Genomic DNA, 25,388 nt, shown 5'->3' with positions numbered 1-25,388 from the left:
CGCGCTCTTGTGCGTGTCCGCGCGACGCTCAGCGCGGCGACGCGCTCGGTTGCGCAGTGAAGTGCCGGGCGAGCATCGCGGCGATCGGCTTCTTGAAGTCGAGCAGCCGCTTTTCGAGATAGCGCCAGGACAAGTGCGCGAGCAGCACGGCCAGCGCGAATTGCAGCATTTCGGGCAGCGTGTCGCGGACGATTTCCGGCATCGGCACGTGCGCGAAGGACGCGGGCAGCACGCCGAAGCGCGTCGGAATCAGGTTGTGGAACAGGTAGAAGCCGTAGCTGATCGTGCCGAGATAGACGAGCGGGCCCCAGTCGAGCAGCGCGACGACGGGATGGTCGGGTTCGCTGACGATCCACAGCATCAGCGCGCCGAGCGACGCGGACAGGCCGAGATCCGCGAGCCCCGCGACTGCGTCCGGCAACGTCGTGCACGCGGGCAGCGCGAGGAAGAACACGACGCCTGCCGCGCCGAGCCAGCCGGGTGGAACACGGCGCACGGCGGCCGCGCCGCGGTCGGCAAGCGCCATCGCACCGACGCCGCCGAGCGCGATCAGTGCGAAATTCCACGGCGAAAACGCGTAGATCAGCACCGGCGACGCATCCGACAGGTAGAGCGCGAGATGCGCGACCGCGCACAGCGCGACGGCCGCGATACCGAGCGCGACGTGTCGCGCAGCAGGCACCGCGAGCAGCGCGAGCGGGGCGATCAGATAGAACTGCTGTTCAACGGCGAGGCTCCAGAAGTGCGAGGTGGAGCCCGGCCAGCCGTCCTTCACGACGCCGATCCAGTAATTCGACAGGAACGCCGCGTGCCACGCGAGCCCGAGGTTGACGCCGCGCTGGTAGAACAGCGCGTGCGCGATCGCGAGCGCGGCGAGCAGCAGGTAGTACACGGGAAAGATCCGCAGCGCGCGCTTCGCGAGGAACAGCGCGAACGCGTGGCGGCGCGTCATGGTGCCGCACTCGACGGCCTGGCGGTTGCGATGCAGCTCGCCGACGATCAGGAATCCGCTGATGAGGAAAAACGTCCACACACCAAGCTTGCCGACGTCGACGGCAAGGACGTGGCCCTTGTGGGACAGGAAAACGAGGATGACGGCGAGGGCTCGCAGGCCGTCGAGTCCTTTGACGTATCTGGCTTCGCGCATGGAGGCATCCGGGCATTGAGCGAGCCCAGTATAGGTGCGCAAATATCGAACGTAATTCGCGTTCGGGCTCGTTTGGACGTATACGTAAAGGCGTTTTTTGATGCTCGAGCGTCGATGAAGTCGGTCGTGTGCAACAAAACCTGCGGGAAACCCCGCGAAAACGCATAAAAGTACTGCACGAAGCGTCAAGGCGCTTGTAGAATCCGGCGTTGAAGCGCGCGCGTTGCACGCTTCGTGTATCCAACGACCACACCTGGTAGGAGAAACATGGCGACTTCCGCAAAAAAGGTGGCCAAGAAGGCTGCCGCACCGGCCACCAAGAAAGTGGCTGCCAAAAAGGCTGCGCCGGCGAAGAAAGTAGTGGCCAAGAAGGCTGTCGCGAAGGCAGCACCGGCTGCTCCGACGCCGCTGAAGGACAAGTTCACGAAGGCATCGCTCGCAACGCACATCGCTGAGCGCGCAGCTGTCGAAGTGAAGGCGGTCAAGGCAGTGCTCGTCGCACTCGAGAACGTCGTGCTGGGCTCGGTCCACAAGAAGGGCGCAGGCGAATTCACGCTGCCGGGTCTGCTGAAGATCACGGCGCAAGTCGTGCCGGCGAAGAAGAAGCGCTTCGGCAAGGATCCGTTCACGGGCGAAGAGCGCTGGTTCCCGGCGAAGCCGGCCAGCGTGCGCGTGAAGGCACGTGCGCTGAAGAAGCTGAAGGACGCGGCAGCGTAATGCTGCGCAACGGCTGCCGAATGCATGTCGGCAGCGGTTGCAGTGTCCTGCGATCCCCGTACGCGAAAGCGTGCGGGGATTTTTATTGCGCTGCGCAAATCGCGCGGCTGCGAATCTGCGGCGCGGCGGGGATGTGCAGCACGACGCACGATGCGCGATGCGCGACGCATCGCCGGTCGCAGCCGCACCTGCGTCATGCCGAACGGCGAATTGCAAACCGCGGTTGCTCGGGAGGCTGTCCCGCCGCAACCGTTGCACGCGTTGCTCCCGCGATACCCGTTGCGCGCGCATCGCAAGGCCCGCCGTCGTGACTGAATGCATCCCGGACGAAATCGCCGTACAGGTCGCGGCCGCACGCGCCGCGATCGAGCGGCATCTCGGCGCGACGCTGGAAGCCATCCACCTGTTCGGCTCGGCGCTCGACGGCGGATTGAAACCGCGCAGCGACATCGATTTGCTGGTGACGGCGGCGGCACGGCCCGCCGAAACAGTGCGACGTGCGTTGATGCGCGATCTGCTCGCTGCATCGGCGCCGCCCGGTTGTACCGGCGGCATGCGCGCGCTGGAGGTCACCGTCGTCGCACACGATGACGTGGTGCCGTGGCGCCATCCGGCGCGACGCGAACTGCAGTTCGGCGAATGGCTGCGCCGCGACCTCGAAGCCGGCATCGTCGAACCGGCGCGCGTCGATCACGATCTGGCGATTTTGCTGACGACGGCGCGACAGCACAGTGTCGCGTTGGCCGGGCCGTCCGCGGCCGTGTTGTTCGAGCCGGTGCCCGCACGCGATTTCGTCGCCGCGCTGCTCGCGACCGTTGCGCAGTGGGAGGCCGAACCGGACTGGCGCGGCGACGAGTGCAACGTGGTGCTTGCGCTCGCGCGCATCTGGTACAGCGCCGCGACCGGCAGGATCGCGCCCAAGGACGTTGCAGCGGCATGGGTGCTGGAGCGCTTGCCGCACGCGCACCGGCCGGTTGCGGCGGCTGCGCGCGACGCCTATCTCGGTGGCGAAGCGGGCGCGGCAATCCTGTCGGGCGAACCGCTTGCCGCATTCATCGGCTACGCACGGCGGACCGTCGAGGCGATGCTGTCGGCGTAGCCGCTTGCGTCGCGATGCACGCAGCCGGTGTGCGTGCCGGCTCGCCGGGAATCGTGAACGCTTGCGATGCGGCTGCACGCGCAAACCGTCGAGCCGGGTGGCCGTCGGCGCCCGGTGCGGCGTCACGCCGGCGCAGCCCGGCGCGTTTCGTCAGTCCGCCGTGCCTGCAAAGGCCGCCTTCAGCGCGGCGTCGTCGAACTTGATCATCTGCATCATCGCCGCTGCCACGCGCGCCGCCTTGACCGGGTCGCGGTCGGTCATCATCGGGATGAGCGCTTCCGGAACGATCTGCCACGACACGCCATAACGGTCCCTCAGCCAGCCGCAGGCGTCGGCCGTGCCGCCGTTGTCGAGCAGGGCGTTCCAGTAGCGGTCGAGTTCCGCCTGGTCGGCGCAACTGACCAGCAGCGAGATCGCGTGGTTGAACGACTCCGTGCGCGCGTGGCTCATCGCAAAGAACGGTTGCCCGAACAGTTCGAACTCGACCATCCGCGTGCCGTCGGTGCCCGGCACGGCGGTGACGCGCACGATGCGCGAATCGGGAAAGATGCCTGCATAGAAGGCCGCTGCTTCTTCGGCTTCCGTCGAATACCAGAGAAAAGGCGTGATCTTCTGAATCGTCATGACGAATCTCCTGTCTGTATGGGACCGGGGCAAATCATGTGCCGCCTTCGATACGACGGACGACGCCTGCCGAAATCGACACGCGGGGCAAACAATCGTCGTACCGGACGAGCCGGTCGACGCCGGCAGTGCGGATGGTAGTCGTCGTGCGGAGAAATGGCGAGCTGCCCGCGCTTCCGGAAACGGTGTTTCGGGTGCCTAGCAGCCGCCTGGTGCCGCTGGCGGCTGGCCGACGTATGCGGGGGCCGGTTTTTGCGCGGCGACCCGCGCAGGGCGTGCCGGCCTGTCTGCCGGGGGGACGAAAAAAAAGCCAGCCGCGGCCGAAACCGGGACTGGCTTTCCAGATCGGCGGCAAGGCGTCGGAGACGCCATGCACGCCGGAAACGTACTTCTTAGAACTTGTGGCGCAGGCCGAGAGCGACCAGCTCTTGCGACTTCGTGCCGGCGATGCCGTACGAGCCGATCGAAGCTTGCGCTGCCGACGTCGTGCCGTCTGCGTTCAGCTGCGTGCCGCTTGCGTGCTGATAGGCGCCGACCAGGTAGACGTCCGTGCGCTTCGACAGCGAGTAGTCCGCGCCCAGCGAAACCTGATGGTACTTGGCGTCCGTGTTGCCGCTAGCCTTCGTGTACGAGTAGCCGAGGCCCAGCAGCAGCGGCGGCGTGATCTGGTACGTCGCGAACGCGCGGCCCGTGTTGTACTTCTGGGTCGAGCTGAAGCCCGAGGCTGCATCCGGCTTGTACTGTGCGTTGCTGTAGCCGAGGCCGAGCGTCACCGGGCCGATCACGTACTGACCAGCAACTTGTGCGATCGCGATCGACTTCGCCGTCACGTAAGCTGCGTTGATCGGGCCGTCGACGATGTTGTCCGACGTCGTCGAGCCCCAGCCGCCGCGCAGGCCAGCGGTCGTCGGCGACGGGTTGTTCGCGTAGAAGTAGCCTGCAGCAACGCCGACCGGGCCGTTGTTGTATGCAGCCGCGACCGACCAGGTCTGGCCTGCGCCCGTCTTGCCTGCCACGCCGCCGAGGGCGTACATGCCTTCAGCCTGGAAGCCTGCGAACACCGGCGAGGTGTACTTGATCGCGTTGCTGACGCGCAGCGAGTTGTCGTTGTTGTCGACGTCGCCCGGCGTTGCGAACGTGCTGCCGAAGTAGTTGTCTGCCGTGACTGCCTGGACCAGGTCGACCAGCGGGTCGTACTGGCGGCCGAGCGTCAGCGTGCCGTACTGGTTGCTTTCGAGGCCGACGAATGCCTGACGGCCGAACATGCGACCGCCCTGGTTCAGGTGGCCGGTGCCCGGATCAAAACCGTTTTCCAACTGGAAGATCGCCTTCAGGCCACCGCCGAGGTCTTCTGCGCCTTTCAGGCCGAAGCGGCTGCCTTGCAGGTTGCCCGACAGCATTTGCCACGCGTTGTTGCCTTGGCCGTTATTGCCGTGAACATAGGCAATCGACGTGTCGATCACGCCGTACAGCGTCACGCTCGATTGAGCGTGGGCAGCGCCAGCGGCGCCCAGCAGGGCGAGCGAGAGGGTCGAGAGAGCAAGCTTCTTCATCGTTGAGTTTCTCCACGCAAATGATTCATCGTTATTTGTTGCGGATTGGAGAATAGCTCAGTGCCATACACGCAAGAAAGCTTAAAAAATAAAGTGTCTCGAAAAGGTAACAGCGTGAAAAAGTCCATATATATCAAGCACATCAGTGTCTGTTTCCATTTATGAAACAGTTGACAATTGCTGCGGTGCGATTGTTTCGGTAGTTGGTGCGCAGCGCGGCAACCCTTCTGTTTCGACCGGTTTGAGCAGGGAAACGAAGGTGTGCAAACGTTTGCGGTTGCGGGTGTGAGCGCGCCGGCGTGTAAAGAGCGCGTCAACGCCGCGCGAATGCGCGGCGGACAGCGGGGTTGCAAAGGGGCGGGCGGATGTGCCGGGTGTGCGAAAGCGCGATGCGCAGCCGTTTTGCGGAAGGCGCGCGGTTCAGTCGTTGCGCGTAAGGTCGTCGGCGTGACCGGGTTGAACGGATGCAGCCGGTGCGGCGCCGGCCGGCCGGTGCGCGTTGCCGCGCGCGGCTGCGAATTCCGCGCCGAGCAGCAGCACGATCGCGGAGAAGTACAGCCACATCAACAGGACCGCGAACGATCCGGCCGCGCCGAATGCGCTGGCCGTACCCGCATGCGCGAGGTACAGCGCGAACAGCTTCTTGCCGCCGGAAAACAGGATCGCGGACACGACCCCGCCGACCGCGGCGTCGCGCCACGCGACGCGCGCATCGGGCAGGAACTTCATCAGCGACGCGAACGCAGCCGCGAGCACCGCGATGCCGACGAAGAACTGCACGAGGTTCGTGACGATCACGTACGGCGAATTGCCCAGCAGCCAGGTGCCGACGAACGTGATCGCGGTGTCGAGCACGAGCGACACGATCAGCAGGAACGCGACGCCGAGCACGAGCCCGAACGAGATCAGCCGCACGCGCACGAGCCCGAGCATGCTCGACCAGCGGTTTTCGGTGGCGGGCCAGATCACGCTGAGCGCGGCGCTGAGCGATGCGAACGTGGCCGACGCGCCGATCGCGAGCGCCGCGAACGAGATCAGCGTGGCCAGCCCGCCGCGCTCGCCCGCGCGGTGCGCGTTCTGCACGATCGTCTGGATGCTGGCCGCCGCGTCGTCGCCGATCAGCTGGTGCGCCTGCTCGAACACCTGGCCGCGCGCGGCGTCGTCGCCGTAGAACCAGCCGGCCACCGCGATCACCATCACGAGCATCGGCGCGAGCGAGAACGCGGAGAAAAACGCGATGCCCGCGGCCATCGCGGAGCAGCGGTCGGACGAGAAGCGCCTGAACGCGGTGAGGGCCCAGTTGGCCTGTTGTTGCGCGAGACGGGTGGCTTCGGAGGTGATCTGTCGTTTCATGACGGTTCGGTGGCGCGCGGAACGCGGATCATCGTTGGTAATCAGACAATTCAGTATTGATCCGAGGATTCGAACATAGTTGCGCGAACTGTCTATAATTCCTTTCAGTTTCCCCACCCCCACAATAACGCCGAGACCAGCCATGCTACAAATGTCCCGGCGCCAGTTCCTGAAGGTGACGGCTACGTCGCTTGCCGGATCGAGTCTAGCCCTGATGGGCTTCTCTCCGTCCGAAGCGCTCGCCGAAGTCCGACAGTACAAGCTGGCGCGCACAGTCGAAACGCGCAACACCTGTCCTTACTGTTCAGTGGGTTGCGGCATCCTGATGTACAGCCTCGGAGACGGCGCGAAGAACGCGCAGCCGAGCATCATCCACATCGAGGGCGATCCCGACCATCCCGTCAATCGCGGCACGCTGTGCCCGAAGGGCGCGAGCCTGATCGACTTCATCCACAGCCCGAACCGCCTGACGCACCCCGAGTATCGGGCGCCCGGCTCGGACAAGTGGGAACCGATTTCGTGGAATGACGCGCTCGACCGCATCGCGAAGCTGATGAAGGCCGACCGCGACGCGAACTTCGTCGAGACGGCCGAAGACGGCTCGAAGGTCAACCGCTGGCTCACGACCGGCATGCTGGCCGCGTCGGCCGGCAGCAACGAGGTCGGGTACCTGACGCACAAGACTGTCCGCAGTCTTGGCATGCTCGCATTCGACAATCAGGCGCGTGTCTGACATGGCCCGACGGTGGCAGGTCTTGCCCCGACGTTTGGCCGTGGAGCGATGACGAACCATTGGGTCGACATCAAGAACGCGGACGTGATTCTCGTGATGGGCGGCAATGCAGCCGAGGCCCATCCGTGCGGTTTCAAGTGGGTAACGGAGGCGAAGGCGCACCGCAAGGCGCGGCTGATCGTCGTCGACCCGCGCTTCACGCGTACGGCCTCGGTGGCCGATTACTACGCGCCGATCCGCACCGGCACCGACATCGTCTTCCTGGGCGGCGTCATCAACTATCTGCTGACGAACGACAAGATCCAGCACGAGTACGTGAAGAACTACACGGACTTCTCGTTCATCGTGCGCGAGGATTTCGCGTTCAACGACGGCATCTATTCCGGCTATGACGCGGAGAAGCACGCGTACCCGGACAAATCGAGCTGGGACTACGAGCGCGGTGACGACGGCTTCGTGAAGGTCGACCCGACGCTGCAGCATCCGCGTTGCGTGTACAACCTGCTGAAGCAGCACTACGCGCGCTATACGCAGGACATGGTCCAGCAGGTCTGCGGCACGCCGAAGGAGAAATTCCTGAAGGTGTGCGAGATGCTCGCGACCACGGCCGTTCCCGGCCGCGCCGGCACGGTGCTGTACGCGCTCGGCTGGACCCACCATTCGATCGGCGCGCAGATCATCCGCACCGGCGCGATGGTGCAGTTGCTGCTCGGCAACATCGGCATCGCCGGCGGCGGGATGAACGCGCTGCGCGGGCACTCGAACATCCAGGGGTTGACCGACCTCGGGCTGATGTCGAACCTGCTGCCGGGCTACATGACGCTGCCGATGCAGTCCGAGCAGGATTTCGACGGCTACATCAAGAAGCGCGTGCAGCTGCCGTTGCGGCCGAACCAGTTGAGCTACTGGAAGAACTACAAGGCGTTCCACGTCAGCTTCATGAAGTCGTGGTGGGGCGATGCCGCGACCGCCGAGAACAACTGGGGCTACGACTACCTGCCGAAGCTGGACAAGCAGTACGACCTGCTGCAGGTGATCGAGCTGATGAATGCCGGCAAGATGAACGGCTACATCTGCCAGGGCTTCAACCCGCTCGCGGCGGCGCCGTCGAAGGTGAAGACGGCGGCAGGCCTCGCGAAGCTGAAGTGGCTCGTGATCATGGATCCGCTCGCGACCGAGACGTCCGAGTTCTGGAAGCATCACGGCGACTACAACGACGTCGATGCGTCGAAAATCCAGACCGAGGTGTTCCGCCTGCCGACCACGTGCTTTGCGGAAGAAAACGGCTCGCTCGTGAGTTCGAGCCGCGTGCTGCAGTGGCACTGGAAGGGCGCGGAGCCGCCGGGCGCGGCGAAGAGCGATCTCGAGATCATGTCGGGACTGTTCCTGCGCATGCGCAAGATGTACCAGACGGACGGCGGCAAGTATCCGGACCCGATCGTGAACCTGACGTGGCCGTACTCGAACCCGGAAAGCCCGACGCCCGAAGAGCTGGCAATGGAGTTCAACGGCAAGGCGCTCGCCGATCTGCCCGACCCGAAGGATCCGGCCAAGACGCTCGTGAAGAAGGGCGAGCAGCTTGCCGCGTTCGCGCAGCTGAAGGACGACGGCACGACCGCGAGCGGCTGCTGGATCTTCTGCGGTGCGTGGACGCAGGCCGGCAACCAGATGGGGCGGCGCGACAACTCCGACCCGACCGGCATCGGCCAGACGCTGAACTGGGCGTGGGCGTGGCCGGCGAACCGGCGGATCCTGTACAACCGCGCATCGTGCGACGTCGCCGGCAAGCCGTTCGACCCGACCCGCAAGCTGATCGGCTGGAACGGCAGCGCGTGGAAGGGCGCCGACGTGCCGGACTTCAAGGTGGACGAATCGCCCGAAAACGGGATGGGGCCGTTCATCATGAACCCGGAAGGCGTTGCGCGCTTCTTCGCCCGCGCGGGGATGAACGAAGGTCCGTTCCCCGAGCACTACGAGCCGTTCGAGACGCCGCTCGACGCGAACCCGCTGCACCCGAACAACCCGCAGGCGCTGAACAACCCGGCTGCCCGCGTGTTCGCGGACGACCGTGCGTCGTTCGGCAAGGTGGCGGAGTTCCCGCACGTGGCGACGACGTACCGGCTGACCGAGCATTTCCACTACTGGACCAAGCATGCGCGGCTGAACTCGATCATCCAGCCCGAGCAATTCGTCGAGATCGGCGAAGACCTCGCGAAGGAAGTCGGCGTCGCGCATGGCGAGCACGTGAAGGTGTCGTCCAAGCGCGGCTACATCATCGCGGTCGCCCTCGTCACGAAGCGGATCAAGCCGCTGACGGTCGACGGCAAGAAGGTCCAGACGGTCGGCGTCCCGTTGCACTGGGGCTTCAAGGGTCTGACGAAGCCCGGCTATCTCGCCAATACCCTGACTCCGTCCGTGGGTGACGGCAACTCGTACACACCGGAATTCAAGTCGTTCCTGGTGAAGGTCGAAAAGGCGTAAGGGGAAAGAGATGGCATTGCAATCGCTGGACATCAAGCGCGTCTCGGCCACCACGACGCCACCGCCCACGGTGCGCGAACCGGTGACCGGGAGCGTCGCGAAGCTGATCGACGTATCGAAGTGCATCGGCTGCAAGGCATGCCAGACGGCATGCATGGAGTGGAACGACCTGCGTGACGAGGTCGGCACCAACGTCGGCGTGTACGACAACCCGGCCGACCTGACCGAGCATTCGTGGACGGTCATGCGGTTCTCCGAATACGAGAACCCGGCGGGCGACCTCGAGTGGCTGATCCGCAAGGACGGCTGCATGCACTGCGAGGATCCGGGCTGCCTGAAGGCATGTCCGTCGCCGGGCGCGATCGTGCAGTACAACAACGGGATCGTCGATTTCCACGAGGAGAACTGCATCGGTTGCGGCTATTGCGTGACCGGTTGCCCGTTCAACGTTCCGCGGATCTCGAAGAAGGATCATCGCGCATACAAGTGCACGCTCTGTTCCGACCGCGTCGCGGTCGGCCAGGAACCGGCCTGCGTGAAGACCTGCCCGACGGGCGCGATCGTGTTCGGCACCAAGGAGGACATGAAGCAGCACGCGGCCGAGCGGATCGAGGACCTGAAGGAACGCGGCTTCGAGCACGCGGGGCTGTACGACCCGCAGGGCGTCGGCGGCACGCACGTGATGTATGTGCTGCACCACGCCGACAAACCGTCGCTGTATCACGGGCTGCCCGACAACCCGTCGATCAGCCCGATGGTGAAGCTGTGGAAGGGGATCGCGAAACCGCTCGCGGTCGCCGGCATCGCGCTGACCGCGCTCGCCGGGTTCTTCCACTACGTCCGCGTCGGTCCGAACGAGGTGAGCGACGCAGAGGAATCGGCCGCGCGCGACGAGGCCCGACGCATCAAGGAGGACGCGAAATGAGCCACGACGACCCCAACCTGATCGTCCGCTACTCGGCGAACGAGCGCACGAACCACTGGATCACCGCGATCACGTTCGTGCTGCTCGCGCTGTCCGGGCTCGCGCTGTTCCATCCGTCGATGTTCTGGCTGACCGCGCTGTTCGGCGGCGGCCAGTGGACGCGGATCCTGCATCCGTTCGTCGGCCTCGTGATGTTCGTGTCGTTCGCGATCCTCGTCGTGCGCTTCTGGCACCACAACGCGCTCGACGCGGACGATCGCCAGTGGCTGAAGCAGATCGGCGACGTGCTGACCAACCAGGAAGACAAGCTGCCGCCTGTCGGGCGCTATAACGCCGGGCAGAAGCTGCTATTCTTTACGTTGGTGGCGTGCCTGCTGCTGCTCCTGCTGTCGGGAGTCGTGATCTGGCGGCGCTACTTCTCGTTCTACTTCCCGATCGGGGTGATCCGCGCGGCCGCTGTCGTGCATGCCGTGGCGGCCTTCGTGCTGATCGCGAGCATCATCGTGCACATTTACGCGGCGTTGTGGGTGAAGGGCTCGATCGGCGCGATGGTGCGTGGCACCGTCACGCTGGGCTGGGCTCGCAAGCATCACCCGAAGTGGTTCCGTGAAAGCGTGAAATAACGCACCGGAGCGGGGCGGCTCGCCGATTGCGGCGGGCGGCCCCGTCGACCGTCGGAACCGCCTGAAAGCGCCGACCTGTCGGCGCTTGTTTATTTGGAAGACATATTTGTGACACAACGTATTCTCGAACCGACCGAGATCTCGGCACTCGATCATTCGGCCATTCCGCGCTTTCGCCTGCCGGAGCGCGCGACCGCGTTCGCGGCGCGCGCCGCGCGGATGCGCAAGCTTGCCGACCTGAACCCGATCAGCGGCTACCTGCGGCTGATGGCCACCGTCGCCGACGCGCAGCATGCGACGCTGCAAACGCTGGACCTGCCGCTGCCGTCGAAGGAAGCGATCGCGTGTGCGCAGCAGCATTCGATGCCGCTCGTGCCGGCACTCGACGGTGAGCGCGACGCGCGCTGGCGCGCCGTGCTGTACGAACTGCTCGACCGCGTCGAAGGCGCCGGGCTCGTCAACCCGCAGCTCGCGAAACTGCTCGACCGGCTGCGTCTGATGGCGCCGGCCGAACTCGACGCGCAGGCCGACGCGATCCTCGCGCTGCGCTTCGCTGAGGTCGACCCGGCTACCGCGCCGTTCCTGATGGCCGCGCTGCAGGTGGTCTGGACGGACCTCGCGAGCCGTGTGACACCGGCCGATGTTCCGTATCTCGACCAGCCGGGGCTGTGCCCCGTGTGCGGCTCGCATCCGGTCGCGAGCGTCGTGCGGGTCGGCGGCCAGTACCAGGGCTACCGTTTCCTGCAATGCGGGCTGTGCACGACCGAGTGGCACATGGTGCGCACGAAGTGCTCGCACTGCGATTCGACGAAGGGCATCGCGTATCACGGGATCGAGGGCGGCAGCGAAGCCGTTAAGGCCGAATCGTGCGACGAGTGCAAGACCTATCGCAAGATCGGCTATCAGGACAAGGACTACGAGTTCGAGCCGCTGGCGGACGATCTCGCGAGCCTCACGCTCGACCTGCTGATGAACGAGGCCGGCTACCAGCGCAGTTCGCCGAACCCGCTGCTGTGGCCGGACGTCGCGCGGGAAGCGGACTGACGGCACGAGGCCGGGGGCGGTGCGCGAGCGCCGGCGCCGGCCGACTGCGAAGCATGAGACTGGAGCCACCACTACGTGACCGAACCGGGTGTGAATGAATTGAATGCGGTGCTGGCGCGCGTGCCCTCCGTCGAGCGCGTGCTGTCGTCGGCACCGTTGCAACCGCTGATCGCGGACTATGGCCGCACGCGCGTGCTGAACGCCCTGCGCGCGGAGCTGGAACGCTGGCGTACCGCCGCGCAGCGCGATCCGGCAGCGGCCGAGCCGCTCGACGAGCCGCGCATCGCCGCCACCCTCGCGCGCACGCTGGCCGCACGGAGCACGGGCGCCGTGCGCGCCGTGTTCAACCTGACCGGCACCGTGCTGCACACGAACCTCGGGCGTGCGCTGTTGCCCGACGACGCGGTGCGCGCGGTGGTCGACGCGCTCACGCGGCCGGTCAACCTCGAATTCGATCTCGCCACGGGCCGCCGCGGCGATCGCGACGACCTGATCGACGATCTGCTGTGCGAACTGACGGGCGCGGAAGCCGCGACCGTCGTCAACAACAACGCTGCGGCCGTGCTGCTGACGCTGTCGGCGCTCGCGACGAAACGGGAAGTGGTCGTGTCGCGCGGCGAGCTGGTCGAGATCGGCGGCGCGTTCCGCATTCCCGACATCATGAGCCGCGCCGGCGCGAAGCTGCGCGAGGTCGGCACGACCAACCGCACCCATCTGCGCGACTACGCGGACGCAATCGGCCCGCGCACGGCGCTGCTGATGAAGGTGCACTGCAGCAACTACGCGATCAGCGGCTTCACGAAGGAGGCGACGCTTGCCGAACTCGCGCCGCTCGCGCGCGAGCACGGCGTGCCGGTCGCCGTCGATCTCGGCAGCGGCACGCTCGCCGACCTGTCGCAATGGGGCCTGCCGCACGAGACGACCGTGCAGGAAACCGTTGCTGCCGGCGCAAACGTTGTCACGTTCAGCGGCGACAAGCTGCTCGGCGGGCCGCAGGCCGGCCTGATCGTCGGCGATCGCGCGCTGATCGCGAAGATCAAGAAACACCCGCTCAAGCGTGCGCTGCGCGTCGGCAAGCTGACGCTCGCGGCGCTCGAGCCCGTGCTGCGTCTGTACCAGTCGCCGGAATTCCTGCGCGACCGGCTCACGACGCTGCGCCTGCTGACGCGCCCGCAGCGCGAGATCGCCGAAGCGGCCGAACGCGTGCGCCCGATGCTGCAGGCCGCGCTCGGCGGCGGTTTCGACGTGACGGTCGAGCCGATGTTCAGCCAGATCGGCAGCGGCGCGCTGCCGGTCGATCAACTGCCGAGCGCCGGGCTCGTCGTGCGCCCGGCGGACGGCAAACGCGGCGGCCGCGCGCTCGTGCAACTCGAGAAGCGGCTGCGCGAATGGCCGCGCCCGGTGATCGGCCGGATCGCCGACAATGCGCTGCGGCTCGACCTGCGCTGTCTCGAAGCCGCTGACGAAGCGGCGTTCGCCGCACAATGCGTGCCGCTCGCGGGGCCCGCCGCATGATCGTCGGGACCGCGGGACACATCGACCACGGCAAGACGACGCTGGTGCGCGCGCTGACGGGCGTCGATACCGACCGCCTGAAGGAAGAGAAGGCGCGCGGCATCTCGATCGAACTCGGCTATGCGTATACGCCGCTCGACAACGGCGACGTGCTCGGCCTGATCGACGTGCCGGGCCACGAGAAGCTGATTCATACGATGGCGGCAGGCGCGTGCGGGATCGACTTCGCGCTGCTCGTGATTGCCGCCGACGACGGCGTGATGCCGCAAACGCGCGAGCATCTCGCGATCCTGCAACTGCTCGGCGTCACGCATGGCGCCGTCGCGCTGACGAAATGCGATCGTGTCGACGCCGCGCGGGCCGCCGAGGTGCGCGACGAGATCGCCGCATGGCTGCACGATTCGACGCTGGCCGGCGTGCCGATTTTCGAAACGCGGGCGACGGTCGCGGACGATCAGGGTGTCGCAGCGTTGAAGCGTCACCTGGCCGATGCGGCGATCGCGTGGCGTGCGCGCCGCGACGACGGGCTGTTCCGGCTCGCGGTCGATCGCGTGTTCACGCTCGCGGGGCAGGGTACGGTCGTGACGGGCACTGCATTCGCGGGGCGCGTCGCGACGGGCGATACGCTCGCGATCGTGCGCACGGGCGGCGCGGCGCGAGTGCGCAGCATCCATGCGCAGAACCGGCCGGTCGAGGCCGGCCGCGCAGGCGAGCGTTGCGCGCTGAACCTGGCCGGCGTCGACAAGACTGACGTCGAGCGCGGCGATACCGTCGCCGATGCGCGGCTCGTCGCGACGTCGCCGCGCCTGGACGTCGAGCTGACGCTGCTCGCGGACGCCGGTCTGACGCTGATGCACTGGGCGCCGCTGCATGTGCATCTCGGCACGCTGCATCGCGTCGCACACGTGGCGCTGCTCGACGGCGACACGCTCGCGGCCGGCCAACGGATGCGTGTGCAACTGGTGTTCGACGAGCCGGTGTTCGCGCTGCCGGGCGACCGGTTCATCGTCCGCAACCCGCAGGCGACGCGCACCGTCGGCGGCGGTCGAGTGCTCGATCCGTTCGGGCCGGCACGCAAGCGCCGCACGCCCGCGCGCCGGGCATGGCTCGATGCGCTGGCGGCATGGCTCGACGAAGGGCGACTCGATGCGTTGCTCGCGCAGGCGCCGCTCGGCCTTCCGCGCGCGACGCTCACGCATCTGACGGGTTTCGCGCCGAATGCGCTGGCATTGCCGGACGACGCGCTGGCGATCGGGCAACGCGACACCGCGTCGAACGACGGCGCGGTAATTTCGCATGCACACTGGCGCGCGCTGCAGACGCGGGCGATCGATACGCTGCGCACGTATCACGAGCGCATGCCCGACGAGCAGGGGCTCGACGCCGCACGCCTGCGGCGGATGGCTGCGCCGCTCGTCGGCGACGCGCTGTGGCGTGCGCTGGTCGAGGCGCTGGTGGCCGGCGGCGAAGTTGCGCGCAGCGGGCCGTGGCTGCATCTGCCGACGCATTCGGTGAGCCTCGAGCCACGCGAGGAAGCGCTGGCGCAGCAACTGCTGCCGCTGATTCATGCGGGGCGCTTCGATCCGCCGTGGGTGCGCGACCTGGCCCGCGACACGGGCGCCGCCGAGGACGCGGTGCGTACGCTGCTGCGCAAGCTGGCGCGGCGCGGCGATGTGCACCAGGTCGTGCGCGACCTGTTCTATCACGCGGATGTTGCGCGCGAGCTGGCGGCGCTGGTCGCGCATCTCGCGCCGTCGCGCGGCGGCGGGCTCGATGCCGCGGCGTTCCGCGACGCGACGGGGCTTGGCCGCAAGCGCGCGATCCAGATTCTCGAGTTCTTCGATCGGGTTGGGTATACTCGCTTCCACCGCGATCTTCACTACCTGCGGCCTGACAGCGGTTGGGTGGGTATTCAGGCGTAGGCGCTCGTTGTTCTTTTGGTTCTTTTCCCCACGGAAGGCATTCGTATCCGGTGGTACGGCCGGGCTTCAAACCCGGTTGGGGGTGTCAGACACTCCCGGGTCAGTTCGACTCTGGCTGCCTTCCGCCATCCCGTTTTCTCGCGATTCGACCTGCTTCAGATGGCGCGCCTGCGTCACGGAGCGACGTCGTGCGACGGTCACGACCCGGCAAACTTGATCCGGAAAAGCACTAAAAGTCTGCGAATTATTTCCCGGCTATAGTGGAATCACTGAAGGTAGACGCGGCGCCTTTGCCGATACCGTTCAGGTAATGACTGTAGACGGGTGCTGTATGAAAAATAAAATCGAAAAGACCGCCGGACCGATCTGGGGCGTGGCAGCAGGATTGCTTCTCGCTGTCGCAGGATTGAGTCTCGGCATTTTCCCGAAGTCCCTGCACAGCTCGGGAAGCGCAAACGACTTCATGGCGTCCGGCGTGGCGATGCTGGGCATCTTCCTCGTCGTCTATTCCATGCACGAATTGCGCCGAAAGCGCATGCACTGAGCGTTCGCGCCGCCGTTCCGCGACAGTCGACTTGAGCCGGCCGACGGCTCACGCGTGCGCTCGCCGTCGGCGCGCTACGCCTTGCGGATTTCGTGGTTGTAGACGAGTTCGACGATTCGCTTCGTCGGAATACTCGCGCGCAATCCGTCGACGCTGTCGATCGGAAACCACTTGCATTTCTCGATCTCGTTGTTCGCTTGCGGCGTCTGGTCCGGGCCGACTTCCGCGAAGAACACGTGATGGACTTTCGCGAGCCCGGTGAATTGCATCGAGTACGTCAGATCCTGGCCGGTCATCCCGGTTTCTTCGCACAACTCGCGATGTGCGGCTTCGAGCGGCGTTTCCCCGCGCTTGATCGTGCCGCCGGGCAGCGCCCAGCGCGACGCCGCACGCGCGACGAGCAACACCTGCGCGTCGCGATAGCAGACGACGGTCGCGCGTTCCTTGACCGGGACGACGCTCGCTTCGGGAGCGGTGTTGGGTGCGGGGGCTTGGGGCATGCAGTGATTCTAACCAGCACAAATCGATCGGCCAAGGTGGCCTGACCGGGTTTGACGATTGATCGCCTCGGATGCGCAGTCGACCACGGCGCATGCCGAACGCGTGAGACGGGGTGCAGATCGCGTTGCCTGCACGGCGCCCCGATGTCGTTCGGCACGACGCGCGATGGGCCTGACAGGCGCACGCGCGTCGTGCGGTTCGTCCGGTTACTTCTTTTCCGGCAGGAACCAGTTCATCACGAGCGCGCAGATGCCGCCCGTCGCCACACCCGATTCCAGCACGTTCTTGAGCGCGTGCGGCAGGCTGTTCAGAATGTCCGGCACCTGCGACACGCCGAGGCCGAGCGCCAGCGACACCGCGATGATCAGCAACGCGCGTCGGTCGAGCTGGACGCCCGCGAGGATGTTGATACCCGATGCGGCTACCGCGCCGAACATCACCATCGCCGCACCGCCGAGCACGGGTTCCGGCACGGCCTGCAGCACGCCGGCGACGACCGGGAACAGGCCGAGCACCACCAGCATCCCCGCGATCCAGATGCCGACGTAGCGGCTTGCGACACCGGTGATCTGGATCACGCCGTTGTTCTGCGCAAACACCGAGCTCGGGAACGTGTTGAACACGCCGGCCAGCAGCGAGTTCGCGCCGTTGACGAGCACGCCGCCCTTGATGCGTTGCATCCACACCGGGCCTTCGACCGGCTCGTTCGAGATCTTGCTGGTGGCCGTGACGTCGCCGATCGCCTCGAGCGACGTGACGAGGTAGATGATCAGCATCGGCACGAACAGCGACCACGAGAAGCCGATGCCGAAGTGCAGCGGCGTCGGCACCTGGAACAGCGCGGCCTGGTGCATGCCGGTGAAGTCGAGGCGGCCGAGGAAGGCGGCCGCGAGATAGCCGATCACGAGTGCGATGACGAGCGCGGTGCTGCGCACCCAGACGATCGGTACGCGGTTCAGCAGGATGATCGTGCCGAGCACGAGCCCCGACAGCGTCAGGTTTTCCGCGCTCGCGAACGTGCCCTTGGCCATCGCGCCATAGCCGCCGCCCATGCTGATGAGGCCGACCTTGATCAGCGTGAGGCCGATCAGCAGCACGACGATGCCGGTCACGAGCGGCGTGATCAGGCGCTTCACGAACGGCAGGATGCGCGACACGCCCATCTCGACGAACGACCCGGCGATCACGACGCCGAAGATCGCGGCCATCACGGTCTCGACCGGCGTGCCTTGCTTGACCATCAGGCTGCCGCCGGCGATCAGCGGGCCGACGAAGTTGAAGCTGGTGCCCTGGACGATCAGCAGGCCGGCGCCCAGCGGGCCGAAGCGCTTGCACTGGACGAAGGTGGCGATGCCGGAAATCACCAGCGACATCGACACGATCAGGGTCGTATCGCGGCTGGACACGCCGAGCGCCTGGCAGATCAGCAGGCCGGGCGTGACGATCGGCACGATGATCGCCAGCAGGTGCTGCAGCGCGGCGACGAAGGCAACCATCGGCGCCGGCCGGTCGTTCGGGCCGTAGACGAGGTCGCGGGCCGATGCTGCGGCGTCGGCGCCGTGGGAGGCAGGTTGGGCGGAGGAGGCGGGTTGCATGGCGAGCGGGCCGGACAAGGTGGAAAGTGCGGCATTTTAGCCGAAGGGCCCGCCGGCGCCGCCGGCGCGCGCCGCAATAGTGGGGATTCGTTGGATCGGGGAAAGGGGGCGGATCGGTGCCGGGCGATCAGCGGGTTTGCCGCGTCGCGACCGTAGCCGCCGTGGCGGTCGCGCTGAAACCGGGCAGTTCCGGAATCCGCTGTTCCATGAACTGCAGGAAGGTGCGGGTCCGGAGCGGCAGATGCCGGCGCGACGCGTAAACGAGATGCAGCGCGTGCGCTGGCACCATGTCCCACTTCGGTAGCAGCCTGACGAGCTGTCCGGCGTCGATCAGGTCCTGGACGAGCCACGCCGGCGCGCTGCCGAGCGCGTGCCCGGCCAGGAAGCATTCCCGCAGCGCGATCGAGCTGTTCACGCGATACCGGCCGCGTACCGGAACGGCGACTGTCTCGTCGCCCCGTGCAAATGTCAGTTCGCTGCCGATGATGTCCGCGCGGGCGTAGCCGACATACGCGTGCTTCGTCAGATCTTCCGGGCGGCGGATCGTCGGCGTCCGCGCCACGTATGCGGGCGTGGCCACCAGCAGGCGCGGCGACGAAGCGATGTGGCGCGCGACGGCATCCGGCGGCAGCACCTGGCCGAGGCGAATCGCGACGTCGACGCCTTCCTCGACCAGATCGATCACGCGATCGGTCAGGTGCAGTTCGACATCGATCTCCGGCCACGCGGCGAGGAATTCGAGCACGAGCGCATTCAGCCTCAGCTCGCCCAGCCCGAGCGGCGCGTTGACCACCAGCTTGCCGACCGGGCGCAGCGTTTGTCCGCGCACGTCGGCCACCGCGCTTTCGTATTCGTCGAGTACGCGCTTGCAGCGGTCGTAGAACCGCCTGCCCTCGTCGGTCGGCGCGAGGCTCGTCGTCGAACGTTCGAGCAGGCGCACGCCCAGTTCCCGTTCGAATCCGGCGACGATCTTGCTGATCGTCGGCTGGCCGGTGTCTTCCTCGCGCGCGACCGCCGAGAAATTGCCCAGCTCGATCGCGCGGACGAACACGCGCATGGCACGCAGCGAATCCATCTTATTCCCTTATGGCATGAGCCCTATGCAAGTCTCCCATGTTCCGGCGAAATGGAGAATGACCTAACGTTCGTGGACCTTCACCCCCTGACGAGGAGTCGACATGAACGAGGTAACGCAATGTTCTGCGCTGGCGGGCGCGCACGTCGTGGTTTTCGGGGCGAGTTCGGGAATCGGACTCGCTGCCGCTGCCGTCGCGAAGGCCAAGGGCGCCAGCGTCACGCTGGTCGGCCGGACCCGCGCGAAGCTCGAGTCTGCCGCGCTGGCAATCGGCGGCGCGGGCATCGCGGTCGCCGATATCGCGGACCGGCACGCCGTGCGGGCCGTATTCGACACGTTGACGCGCGTCGATCACCTGGTCGTCACGGCCGGTCAATTCATTGCCGGGAAGCTGACCGAGACCGATCCCGACCAATTGCTCACCGCGCTGCACGAGCGCATCGCCGGGCCGGTGTATGCGATCCGGGCCGCGTTGCCGCTGATGCCCGCGACCGGCTCGATCGTGCTGACCGGCGGGCAATTGTCGGATCGGCCGGCCGCGCACGGCACGTCCGTCATTGCCGCCGCCGTACGCGGCGTCGAGGCGCTGGCGCAGTCGCTCGCACTGGAGCTGAAACCGATTCGCGTCAATGTCGTCGCGCCGGGCTTCGTCGAAACGCCGCTTTACGATGCGTTCGGCCCGGAAGCGCGTGACGCGATTCTCACGGGCGCTGCAGCGGCGTTGCCCGGCGGTCGTGTCGGACGGGCGGACGAAGTCGGGGAGGCGATCGCGTTCCTGCTGGGCAACGGCTTCATGAACGGCGAAATCCTGCACATCGACGGCGGCGGCCGGCTGGTCTGAGCCGCGTGACGTCAGCCGGCGGTACGCGGTCCGGCGCGGCGTGCGGTTGCGCGCGGCGCGCGGGAATCCGGATACGCGCGCTGGCAGACGGCAATGACGGCATCGCGCAGGCGGCGATGCACGGGGTCGCCGTGCATGCGCGGATGCCACAGCGCGGAAACGAGGATCGCCGGCAGGTGCACCGGGATCTCGAAACTGCGCAGCCCCAGGGCTTCCGTGAGTCCCGGCGAGAACGCGTTGCCGAGGCTCGAGCGCGGCACGAGCGCGATCAGGTCGGTGCTGGCGGCGACGCGCATCGCATCGGGATAGCCCGGCACGACGACGTGCACGGCGTGGCCCGGGCCGGCGCTGCCGGTCGCGTCGCCGGCCGGCCCGTCGAAATCGCCGAGTTGCGATGCGATCACGTGACGGCAGGCCGCATAGCGCGCCGGCGTGATCCTGGCCGATGCGAACAGCGGGTGCCCGGTGCGCGCCACCGCGACGTGCCAGTCGTGAAACAGCATGCGCGTGTGCAGCTCGGGCGCATCGTCGCCGCGTTTGCCGATTTCCAGGTCGATCGCCCCGTCGCGCAGCGCCTGCGGATCGCGGTCGGGTTTCGGGACGAAGCGGATGCGCACGTGTGGTGCGACTTCGCCGAGCGCGGTGACCACCGGACCCGACAGCATTTCCATGAACGACGCGGCCGCCCGGATGGTGAACGTGGCGGTGAGGGTGGCGATGTCGACGTCGGCCGTCGCCGGCCGGAGCACGGCGCGTGCGTCGAGCGCGATCGCATGCACGCGGTCGCGCAGCGCGGCGGCATGCGGTGTCGGCACGAGCTTGCGCCCGGCGCGCACGAGCAACTGATCGCCGGTGGAGAGCCGCAGCCGTGTGAGCGTGCGGCTCATCGCGGACGTGCTCAGGCCCAGCCGCCGCGCGGCGCCGGTCACGCTGCTTTCCGACAGCAGCGCGTCGAGCGCGGTGACGAGGTTCAGGTCGAGGTCTTCCATGCGGACAGGATACGCTTTTGCGTGAATGACAGGGCGTTCGGTGCAACTATCGGTTGCATCTGGTGCGTCTGGCGCCTGTCGTGGTGCGCGCCTATAGTGGCCGCATGACGAAACCAGACCAAGGCGGAAACCATGCAATCGACTGAATCGAATCGACACGTCCCCACGCTCCTGCTCGTCGCGGCCTCGCGCGGCCTGGGGCTCGCGATGGCGGAGGGTTTCCTGAACCAGGGCTGGAACGTGACGGGTACCGTGCGCGAAGGATCGGGGCGCACGAAGCTGCACGACCTGGCCGACCGGTTCGACGGCCGGCTCGATATCGAGATGCTCGATATCTGCGAGCCCGCGCAACTGGCCGCGCTGCGCGAGCGCCTGTCGGGCAGGCGCTTCGACATGCTGTTCGTGAACGCGGGGACGACCAACGATCCGAACGAGACGATCGGCGAAGTGGCGACCGACGAATTCGTGCGCGTGATGATCACGAATGCACTGGCGCCGATGCGCGTGATCGAGACACTGCAGGATCTCGTGACCGCGGAAGGCCTGATCGGCGCCATGTCGTCGGGGCAGGGCAGCGTTGCGAACAACGTCAGCGGGATGCGCGAGGTGTATCGCGGCAGCAAGGCGGCGCTGAACCAGTTCATGCGCAGCTTCGCGGCGCGTCAGGCCGATCCGCGTCGTGCGATGGCATTGATGGCGCCCGGCTGGGTCCGCACCGAACTTGGCGGGCCCGATGCGCGCCTGACCATCGAAGAGAGCGTGCCGGGCCTCGTCGACGTGCTGCTCGCGAAGCGGGCGCGGCCCGGGCTCGAATACCTCGACTACCTGGGGCGGACCGTGCCGTGGTAAACGCGCGGTTCGCGGTGCATTGCCCGCGTGCGAACGCCGTTGCGGGCGCAACGATTGCGCGACACGATGATGCGCCGCTCGCTGCAACGCACAACCGACCGCGCTTGACACAGGCCCGCTGCCCGCCGTAAATTGCGCTGGCAGATCTAGATAAGAGACTATCTGTAAGATGGTCTCTCCATGCGTCGATCGCATCTGCAATGTCGAGCCTCTTACAGAAAAAATATACGGAGGCCGATTGTGCAAACGATCGCAGTCAAGCTTCATGGCATTGAAGACGTCATCTCCTTTCTCGACGCGCGCCCCGGTATCACGGGCAGGGCGGGACTCGTCTGGTGGCTGTCGCTCGGCGGGCTGTTTCTCGACGCATTTTCCAACTCGGCACTGAGCGCCGGCCTTGGGCCGATGACACACGAATTGCATCTGTCGGCCGCGCAGGTCGCATGGATGACGTCGTTCGCATCGTGGGTCGCGATCGCGTTCAACCCGATCGGCGGCTGGATGGCCGACCGGTGGGGCCGTGTGCGGCCGCTGATCGCCGCGAAGCTGCTGTCGGTGATCGGTGCGCTGCTGGTGGTGTTCGCACCGGATTTCAACGCGATTCTCGCGGGCCGCTTCTTCGTCGGGATGGCGTACGGAATCGACTTCGCGATCGCGATGGCGATGCTCGCGGAGTTCACGCCGGGCCGCCTGAAGAGCCGGCTCAATACCTGGCAGGGCATGTGGTACACGGCCGTCTGCCTGAACCTGCTGCTCGCGCTGCTGTTTCATGCGTGGCAGGTCGGCGATTCGATCTGGCGCTACTCGGTGGCGGCCACCGCGGTATTCGGCGTCGCGATCCTCGCGCTGCAATGCGCGTACCTCGTCGAAAGCCCGATCTGGCTCGCACGCAAGGCGCGGCTCGACGATGCGGCGCGCGCGATGACACGCATCTACGGGCAGGGATTCATCGCCGCGCCTGCGCATGAACGCACGCCGGTCGTCAATCCGGCCACGCGCGGCCTCGCGAACGTGCTGCTGATCTTCCGCGGCGTCTACCTGCCGCGCACGATCCTGGCCGCGACCGTGCAGATCGGCCAGTCGATCGAATACTTCGCGATCGGCTGGTATCTGCCGCTGATCAGCGCCGCGCTGTTCGGCAAGGATTTCGTCTACGCGACGCTCGGCGCGCTCGTGTTCAACCTGTTCGGGATCGTCGGCGGCTTCTCGTCGTCGGCGGTCGGCCGCCGTGCCGGCCTGCGTCGTGCGTCGGCATTCGGCTTCGCGGCGGTCTGCGCGATGCTGGTTGCGCTCGGGCTGTTTCATGCGCGCATGCCGCTGTGGCTGTCGGTGGTCGTGCCGTCGCTGTTCATCCTGTTCCACTCGGCCGGCCCCGGCGCGAACGGCAAGAGCCTGTCGTCGCTGTCGTTTCGCGGCGAGCTGCGGGCGGGCGCGAACGGCATCGTCGGCGCGCTCGGGTCGATCGGCGCGGCGCTCGGCCTGCTGGTCTTTCCGCTGTTTCGTGCGCGCTACGGCCTCGAGCACACGTTCCTGATTCTCGCGATCGTGCCGTGCGTGGCCAGCGCGATCTGCTTCGCGATCCGCTGGGATCCAACCCGCACGACGATCAATCCCGACAACGAACCCGACGCGCCGCACTTCGGCGAAGACGCGCGCACCGCGTCGGCCTTCCTGAAACCCGCCATCGAGAAAACGCAGCGATGACCGAAACCCGAAACGCCATTCTCGCGATCGACGAAGGCACGTCCGGCACGCGCGCCGCGCTCGTCGACGCGAGCGGACACGTGTCGTGCCTGGAATACCTGCCGCTGTCGGTCGACAGCCCGCGGCCCGGCGTCGTCGAACAGGACGCGAACGCGATCCTCGACAAGACGCTCGCGGTCTGCCGCGCGACGCTTGCCCATGCGCATGAGCAGGGTGTGCGCATCGTCGCGCTGGCGCTCGCGACGCAGCGTGCGACCGCCGTGCTGTGGGACACGCGGACCGGGCGCGCGCTCGTGCCCGCGATGGTCTGGCAGGACACGCGTCATGCCGACGAGCTCGACCGTCTCGCGGCCGACTGGGATCGCGTGCTGGTGCCGCAGGTCGGGCGGCCGGCGGGCGTGCGCTCGCCGTATCTGTGGGCCGTGCACCAGTTGCGCACGTCGCAGGCGGTGGCCGACGCACAGCGCGCCGGCTGTCTCGCGTTCGGCACGATCGATACGTGGCTGCTGTGGCATCTGTCCGATGCGCGCGCGTGCGTGACGACGCCGACCAACGCAACTTCCGCGAGTGCGTACCGGCTCGGCGAACACCGCTACTTCGACCCGTGGCTCGATGCGCTCGGCTTTCCGCGCGAGCTGCTGCCCGCGCTGCGCGAGGATGCCGACGCGTTCGGCCGCACGCGCGAGGACGTGCTCGGCATCGACGTGCCGATTCTCGCGTGCGCGGGCGACCAGTTCGCGGGGGCAGTCGGCCTCGGCTGCGTCGAGCGCGGGCAGGCGATGTACGTGCACGGCACCGGCAGCTTCGTCGACCTGCTGACGGGTACGGCGCGCCCGGACGCCGGATCGCATGCGCAACCCGGTCACGCGCACGACGGCACGCTCGCGATGACTGCACGGCGGCACGGCGGCGTGTCGCATTACTCGCTCGAAACCTTTGTCGCGACGACCGGATCGGCCTTGCGCTGGGTCTGCGAAAAGCTGCGCTGGTTCGACGATCCCGCGCAGATCAGCGCGCTCGCGGGCACCGTGCAGTCGGCGCGCGGGGTGACGTTCGTGCCGGCGCTCACGGGCCTGCGCGTGCCGCGGATGGAGCCGAACGCGCGTGCGTTGCTGTCGGGCATCTCGATCGCGACGACACAGGCGGAGGTCGCCTATGCGGTGCTCGAAGGCATCGCGCATTCGGTTGCATCGTGCATGGAAGCCAACCAGGCGGTCGCGCGGGCCGACGTGTCCGAGCTGATCGTCGGCGGCGGCCTCGCGGGCAGCGACACGCTGCTGCAGATCCAGGCCGACGTGAGCGGCGTGCCGGTGCGCCGGATGCGCGAAGGCGACCGCGCGAGCCTGCGTGGCGCGGCATTCCTCGCGGGTGCATCGGGGTTGCTGTGGGATTCGCTCGACGCGGCCCGCGCGACGCTCGTCACCGACGCCGTGTTCGAACCCTCGATCGATGCGGACAGCCGGCAGCGCCGGCGCGCGGCCTGGCACGCTCGGATCGCGTCCGAGCTCGCGCACGCGGCCGATTTTGCTCATGCGTAAGCACGGAGAACGACCA

Annotated in this window: 21 protein-coding genes and 1 tRNA gene; 14 read left to right on the top strand and 8 right to left on the bottom strand. The window is 66.9% G+C overall.

Annotated elements, in window-relative coordinates; translation table 11 throughout:
• Nucleotides 1-28: 28 nt before the first annotated feature.
• The gene (locus ACWMMN_RS26830) at nt 29-1,147 is read right to left on the bottom strand and encodes an acyltransferase family protein (RefSeq protein WP_059237219.1); all 1,119 of its coding nucleotides are present in this window, start codon (nt 1,145-1,147) and stop codon (nt 29-31) included.
• Nucleotides 1,148-1,414: 267 nt separating this feature from the next.
• Here ACWMMN_RS26830 and ACWMMN_RS26825 point away from each other — a divergent pair, with 267 nt between their 5' ends.
• Nucleotides 1,415-1,864: an HU family DNA-binding protein gene (locus tag ACWMMN_RS26825; RefSeq protein ID WP_011548077.1), complete on the top strand. Its 450-nt coding sequence runs from the start codon at nt 1,415-1,417 to the stop codon at nt 1,862-1,864.
• Nucleotides 1,865-2,171: 307 nt separating this feature from the next.
• Nucleotides 2,172-2,963 carry an AadA family aminoglycoside 3''-O-nucleotidyltransferase gene (locus tag ACWMMN_RS26820; RefSeq protein WP_486423362.1) on the top strand — a complete coding sequence of 264 codons (792 nt, stop codon included), beginning with the start codon at nt 2,172-2,174 and terminating at the stop codon, nt 2,961-2,963.
• Between the two features lie 150 nt (nt 2,964-3,113).
• Here the strand turns inward: ACWMMN_RS26820 and ACWMMN_RS26815 are convergent, their stop codons facing one another.
• The 3 genes from ACWMMN_RS26815 to ACWMMN_RS26805 form a co-directional block, all read right to left on the bottom strand.
• Nucleotides 3,114-3,587: a VOC family protein gene (locus ACWMMN_RS26815; RefSeq protein ID WP_059237217.1), complete on the bottom strand. Its 474-nt coding sequence runs from the start codon at nt 3,585-3,587 to the stop codon at nt 3,114-3,116.
• A gap of 392 nt (nt 3,588-3,979) precedes the next feature.
• Entirely contained in the window at nt 3,980-5,140 is a 1,161-nt protein-coding gene (locus tag ACWMMN_RS26810) for a porin (protein ID WP_059237216.1), read from the bottom strand.
• Nucleotides 5,141-5,560: 420 nt separating this feature from the next.
• Nucleotides 5,561-6,493, bottom strand: coding sequence for a YihY/virulence factor BrkB family protein (locus tag ACWMMN_RS26805; RefSeq protein ID WP_256086580.1), 933 nt, complete (start codon nt 6,491-6,493; stop codon nt 5,561-5,563).
• 142 nt (nt 6,494-6,635) lie between these two features.
• On the opposite strand from ACWMMN_RS26805, the gene fdnG reads away from it, so the two are divergent.
• The 8 genes from fdnG (at nt 6,636) to ACWMMN_RS26765 (ending at nt 16,280) form a co-directional block, all read left to right on the top strand.
• Nucleotides 6,636-9,707 carry a formate dehydrogenase-N subunit alpha gene (gene fdnG / locus ACWMMN_RS26800; protein ID WP_486423361.1) on the top strand — a complete coding sequence of 1,024 codons (3,072 nt, stop codon included), beginning with the start codon at nt 6,636-6,638 and terminating at the stop codon, nt 9,705-9,707.
• Between the two features lie 10 nt (nt 9,708-9,717).
• A complete protein-coding gene (gene fdxH / locus ACWMMN_RS26795) occupies nt 9,718-10,632 on the top strand; it encodes a formate dehydrogenase subunit beta (protein ID WP_059237213.1) in 915 nt (304 codons plus the stop codon).
• Nucleotides 10,629-11,255, top strand: a complete 627-nt coding sequence (locus ACWMMN_RS26790) for a formate dehydrogenase subunit gamma (RefSeq protein WP_059237212.1) — start codon at nt 10,629-10,631, stop codon at nt 11,253-11,255. Before fdxH ends, ACWMMN_RS26790 begins: the two co-directional genes overlap by 4 nt.
• 108 nt (nt 11,256-11,363) lie before the next feature.
• Nucleotides 11,364-12,299 carry a formate dehydrogenase accessory protein FdhE gene (gene fdhE / locus ACWMMN_RS26785; protein ID WP_174992716.1) on the top strand — a complete coding sequence of 312 codons (936 nt, stop codon included), beginning with the start codon at nt 11,364-11,366 and terminating at the stop codon, nt 12,297-12,299.
• A gap of 75 nt (nt 12,300-12,374) precedes the next feature.
• Entirely contained in the window at nt 12,375-13,814 is a 1,440-nt protein-coding gene (gene selA / locus ACWMMN_RS26780; RefSeq protein ID WP_059237210.1) for an L-seryl-tRNA(Sec) selenium transferase, read from the top strand.
• The gene (selB, locus tag ACWMMN_RS26775; RefSeq protein ID WP_486423360.1) at nt 13,811-15,736 is read left to right on the top strand and encodes a selenocysteine-specific translation elongation factor; all 1,926 of its coding nucleotides are present in this window, start codon (nt 13,811-13,813) and stop codon (nt 15,734-15,736) included. The genes selA and selB overlap by 4 nt, the downstream gene beginning before the upstream one ends.
• Before the next feature lie 32 nt (nt 15,737-15,768).
• Nucleotides 15,769-15,864: transfer RNA gene (locus ACWMMN_RS26770), tRNA-Sec, on the top strand.
• Between the two features lie 203 nt (nt 15,865-16,067).
• Nucleotides 16,068-16,280 (top strand): hypothetical protein, encoded by a 213-nt coding sequence (locus tag ACWMMN_RS26765; protein ID WP_059237208.1) that lies wholly within the window; start codon nt 16,068-16,070, stop codon nt 16,278-16,280.
• A gap of 74 nt (nt 16,281-16,354) precedes the next feature.
• Here ACWMMN_RS26765 and ACWMMN_RS26760 read toward each other — a convergent pair whose 3' ends face one another.
• The 3 genes from ACWMMN_RS26760 to ACWMMN_RS26750 form a co-directional block, all read right to left on the bottom strand.
• Nucleotides 16,355-16,780, bottom strand: coding sequence for an NUDIX hydrolase (locus ACWMMN_RS26760; RefSeq protein WP_059237207.1), 426 nt, complete (start codon nt 16,778-16,780; stop codon nt 16,355-16,357).
• A gap of 207 nt (nt 16,781-16,987) precedes the next feature.
• The gene (locus ACWMMN_RS26755; protein WP_059237206.1) at nt 16,988-18,376 is read right to left on the bottom strand and encodes a nucleobase:cation symporter-2 family protein; all 1,389 of its coding nucleotides are present in this window, start codon (nt 18,374-18,376) and stop codon (nt 16,988-16,990) included.
• Nucleotides 18,377-18,503: 127 nt separating this feature from the next.
• A complete protein-coding gene (locus ACWMMN_RS26750) occupies nt 18,504-19,451 on the bottom strand; it encodes a LysR family transcriptional regulator (RefSeq protein ID WP_486423359.1) in 948 nt (315 codons plus the stop codon).
• A gap of 103 nt (nt 19,452-19,554) precedes the next feature.
• Here ACWMMN_RS26750 and ACWMMN_RS26745 point away from each other — a divergent pair, with 103 nt between their 5' ends.
• Nucleotides 19,555-20,292, top strand: a complete 738-nt coding sequence (locus ACWMMN_RS26745; protein ID WP_256086575.1) for an SDR family oxidoreductase — start codon at nt 19,555-19,557, stop codon at nt 20,290-20,292.
• Nucleotides 20,293-20,303: 11 nt separating this feature from the next.
• Here ACWMMN_RS26745 and ACWMMN_RS26740 read toward each other — a convergent pair whose 3' ends face one another.
• Entirely contained in the window at nt 20,304-21,281 is a 978-nt protein-coding gene (locus ACWMMN_RS26740; RefSeq protein WP_174992710.1) for a LysR family transcriptional regulator, read from the bottom strand.
• 132 nt (nt 21,282-21,413) lie between these two features.
• Between ACWMMN_RS26740 and ACWMMN_RS26735 the strand changes: the two genes are divergently transcribed.
• From ACWMMN_RS26735 to ACWMMN_RS26725, 3 genes are all read left to right on the top strand, one after another.
• The gene (locus ACWMMN_RS26735) at nt 21,414-22,130 is read left to right on the top strand and encodes an SDR family oxidoreductase (protein WP_486423358.1); all 717 of its coding nucleotides are present in this window, start codon (nt 21,414-21,416) and stop codon (nt 22,128-22,130) included.
• Nucleotides 22,131-22,370: 240 nt separating this feature from the next.
• Entirely contained in the window at nt 22,371-23,834 is a 1,464-nt protein-coding gene (locus tag ACWMMN_RS26730) for an MFS transporter (protein ID WP_059237201.1), read from the top strand.
• Nucleotides 23,831-25,372 carry an FGGY family carbohydrate kinase gene (locus tag ACWMMN_RS26725; protein ID WP_486423357.1) on the top strand — a complete coding sequence of 514 codons (1,542 nt, stop codon included), beginning with the start codon at nt 23,831-23,833 and terminating at the stop codon, nt 25,370-25,372. The genes ACWMMN_RS26730 and ACWMMN_RS26725 overlap by 4 nt, the downstream gene beginning before the upstream one ends.
• The last annotated feature ends 16 nt before the right edge of the window (nt 25,373-25,388 follow it).

It is taken from the genome of Burkholderia cepacia complex sp. TUM26381 (assembly GCF_057439935.1).
The sequence above is the reverse complement of the archived record's forward strand: the minus strand, read 5'-3'. Positions and strand labels throughout refer to the sequence as shown.

Bases quoted from the DNA above. Each gene is read 5' to 3' on its own strand.
- ACWMMN_RS26830 (WP_059237219.1), bottom strand. From the start codon at position 1,147: ATGCGCGAAGCCAGATACGTCAAAGGACTCGACGGCCTGCGAGCCCTC.
- ACWMMN_RS26825 (WP_011548077.1), top strand. From the start codon at position 1,415: ATGGCGACTTCCGCAAAAAAGGTGGCCAAGAAGGCTGCCGCACCGGCC.
- ACWMMN_RS26815 (WP_059237217.1), bottom strand. From the start codon at position 3,587: ATGACGATTCAGAAGATCACGCCTTTTCTCTGGTATTCGACGGAAGCC.
- ACWMMN_RS26810 (WP_059237216.1), bottom strand. From the start codon at position 5,140: ATGAAGAAGCTTGCTCTCTCGACCCTCTCGCTCGCCCTGCTGGGCGCC.
- ACWMMN_RS26805 (WP_256086580.1), bottom strand. From the start codon at position 6,493: ATGAAACGACAGATCACCTCCGAAGCCACCCGTCTCGCGCAACAACAG.
- fdxH (WP_059237213.1), top strand. From the start codon at position 9,718: ATGGCATTGCAATCGCTGGACATCAAGCGCGTCTCGGCCACCACGACG.
- ACWMMN_RS26790 (WP_059237212.1), top strand. From the start codon at position 10,629: ATGAGCCACGACGACCCCAACCTGATCGTCCGCTACTCGGCGAACGAG.
- selB (WP_486423360.1), top strand. From the start codon at position 13,811: ATGATCGTCGGGACCGCGGGACACATCGACCACGGCAAGACGACGCTG.
- ACWMMN_RS26765 (WP_059237208.1), top strand. From the start codon at position 16,068: ATGAAAAATAAAATCGAAAAGACCGCCGGACCGATCTGGGGCGTGGCA.
- ACWMMN_RS26760 (WP_059237207.1), bottom strand. From the start codon at position 16,780: ATGCCCCAAGCCCCCGCACCCAACACCGCTCCCGAAGCGAGCGTCGTC.
- ACWMMN_RS26755 (WP_059237206.1), bottom strand. From the start codon at position 18,376: ATGCAACCCGCCTCCTCCGCCCAACCTGCCTCCCACGGCGCCGACGCC.
- ACWMMN_RS26750 (WP_486423359.1), bottom strand. From the start codon at position 19,451: ATGGATTCGCTGCGTGCCATGCGCGTGTTCGTCCGCGCGATCGAGCTG.
- ACWMMN_RS26745 (WP_256086575.1), top strand. From the start codon at position 19,555: ATGAACGAGGTAACGCAATGTTCTGCGCTGGCGGGCGCGCACGTCGTG.
- ACWMMN_RS26740 (WP_174992710.1), bottom strand. From the start codon at position 21,281: ATGGAAGACCTCGACCTGAACCTCGTCACCGCGCTCGACGCGCTGCTG.
- ACWMMN_RS26735 (WP_486423358.1), top strand. From the start codon at position 21,414: ATGCAATCGACTGAATCGAATCGACACGTCCCCACGCTCCTGCTCGTC.
- ACWMMN_RS26725 (WP_486423357.1), top strand. From the start codon at position 23,831: ATGACCGAAACCCGAAACGCCATTCTCGCGATCGACGAAGGCACGTCC.